This is a genomic window from Novacetimonas hansenii JCM 7643 (assembly GCF_000964405.1).
In the GTDB taxonomy this organism is placed as follows: domain Bacteria; phylum Pseudomonadota; class Alphaproteobacteria; order Acetobacterales; family Acetobacteraceae; genus Novacetimonas; species Novacetimonas hansenii.
On the sequence record NZ_BANE01000216.1, the window covers coordinates 1 to 2,426 of the forward strand.

Annotated in this window: 2 protein-coding genes; both read left to right on the top strand. The window is 59.7% G+C overall.

Annotation, left to right across the window (positions count from 1 at the left end; all coding sequences use genetic code 11):
- Positions 1 to 209 precede the first annotated feature (209 nt).
- Positions 210 to 764: a hypothetical protein gene (locus B7G66_RS13410; RefSeq protein WP_003616820.1), complete on the top strand. Its 555-nt coding sequence runs from the start codon at positions 210 to 212 to the stop codon at positions 762 to 764.
- 119 nt (positions 765 to 883) lie between these two features.
- A complete protein-coding gene (locus B7G66_RS13415; protein ID WP_003616818.1) occupies positions 884 to 2,314 on the top strand; it encodes a sugar porter family MFS transporter in 1,431 nt (476 codons plus the stop codon).
- Positions 2,315 to 2,426 lie beyond the last annotated feature (112 nt).

Genomic DNA, 2,426 nt, shown 5'->3' on the forward strand with positions numbered 1-2,426 from the left:
ATAATTACAGTATGTTATCAAGCCTGACTTTTCAAACAGTCTCTAATATTTCTTACGCGTTTCAGGCCCCGCCAACGACAGACCCCACCCCACATTACAGTAATTGCATCCCCATCGCATTTCCCGGCATGATGCGGGTCCACCTGCCACCATAGGGGCGGCAGGCAGGGCACAAACCACAGAGTCCCGCAGCCGGGCGGAGTGTCGCGATGACGCGTTCGCGTCGCAACGAAACGGGCGAACTGCCCCTGCCGCATCCCCCCACCGCCCCGCGGGACAACGGGTCGGTACCCGCCCCGAAAAAGCGCACCCCACGCCCGCCTGCCCCCCCACCAGCAGGACAGGAAGACCTGTTCGCGCGTCCCCTGCCACCCGTCCCGGTCCCACCCCGCCGGGTTACGCATCTTGATGCGACGGAAATCGGCCTGTCCCCAGTACCCTTGCGTCACTTCGGGCCTGCCGACGCCACGGACGGTTTTTTCTATATCGTCACGACCTCGTCACAGGCCGATGCCATGCTGGCGCATGGCCTGTCCATCAGCCCCCGCACGCCCGTATCCCTGACGGAGCGGCCAGGCGTCATGGCATGGTACGTGGACATGAGCGAGGATATGGAGGCGATATCGGATGAAGGCGGTGTGGCGATCCTGCGGCTGCGGCGTTTTATGGTGAATGATCTGGTTGAAAATGATCCTGATCATACCCGTGCCTATGGGGTTCCATGTTACTTCCTGACTGGTGTGACGCGCGCCGCGCCGATCTGAAACAGGAATTGAAACAGGCCAGCCCACCTGCGCCATCGCGAATTTAAGCTGAAACCGATGGGGGCCATCGCCCACCACCAGTTGGTCACGAAGAAAAAATAAATGAAGGATCATTACATATGAATCAGTCCGTCACGCAGCCTGTGGGGTCATCGCGCATGCGCTCCGTGATTATCGGGTGCCTTGCGGCGCTGGCGGGCCTGATGGCTGGTCTGGATATCGGTGTCATTTCTGGCGCGCTGGATTTCGTGGCCAAGGAATTCCATGCCTCCACCGTGGCGCAGGAATGGATCGTCAGTTCCATGATGGCAGGCGCGGCCGTGGGATCAATGTGCGCAGGATGGATGTCACACCATATCGGGCGCAAGCGGACGCTGCTGGTGGGTGCGGTGGTGTTCGTGCTTGGCTCCGTCGGGTGTGCGCTGGCATGGTCAGTGCCGTCGATGATCATGGGCCGCACGGTCATGGGGCTGGCAATCGGGGTCGCGGCCTTCACCGCGCCGCTCTACCTGTCGGAAATCGCAAGCGAGACCGCACGCGGCGCCATGATCTCCACCTATCAGTTGATGATTACGGTGGGCATCTTCCTGGCATTCATGAGCAATACGTTCTTCGGCTATTCCGGCAACTGGCGCGGCATGTTCGCCGTGGCGGCGGTCCCAGGGGTGCTGTTCCTGATCGGCGCGCTGTTCCTGCCTTTCAGCCCGCGCTGGCTGATGATGAAAGACCGCCGCAGCGAAGCGCTGGAGGTGCTGGTCAACCTGCGTGACAGCCGCAGCGACGCCCGACGCGAAATCCAGAGCATCAGCGACCAGCTCCAGCAGAAGCAGAAGGGCTGGGCATTACTGGCGAACCGTAATTTCCGCCGTTCCATCCTGCTGGGAATGGGGTTGCAGATCATGCAGCAACTGGCTGGCGTGAACGTGGTCATGTATTACGCGCCCAAGATCTTTGCCCTGGCGGGATATGTCGGCCCGGCACAACTGTGGTGCACGGCGATGGTCGGGCTGGTGAACATGCTGGCGACATTCGTGGCCATCGGGCTGGTGGACAGATGGGGGCGCAAGCCGATCCTGTATTCAGGATTCCTGATCATGGCGGTCGGTATGGGGGGCCTTGGGGTACTGCTCAATGCGCTGCCTCTGGGACCGGGGGAGCAGATCATCGCCGTGTTCATGCTGATGATCTATATTTCAGGCTTTTCCATGTCGGCTGGTCCCCTGATCTGGGTCCTGTGTTCAGAGGTGCAGCCGCTGCAGGGGCGTGACCTTGGCATTTCCATTTCCACGCTGACCAACTGGATCGCCAACATGATCATTGGCGCGACCTTCCTGTCGCTGCTGCAATGGATCGGCAATGGCCCGACCTTCTGGATGTTCGCAGCGTTCAACCTGGCGTTCGTATTCGTGACGTGGCGCTTCATCCCTGAAACGCGGGACATGAGCCTTGAAGGAATTGAAAAGCGCCTGATGGCGGGCCTGCCACTGCGCGAGATCGGGCAACCCTCGCGCAAGGCGGCACAGGCTACCACCGCGACGGGGCCGTCATGAACTGTGGTTTACGGACCTTATCATTCCCATAAGAGACTGTTTGAAAAGTCAGGATCGATAACATCCTGAAATCATAAAGGTTTTTGGTGAAGCTTTTCCCAAAAAGCTTCAG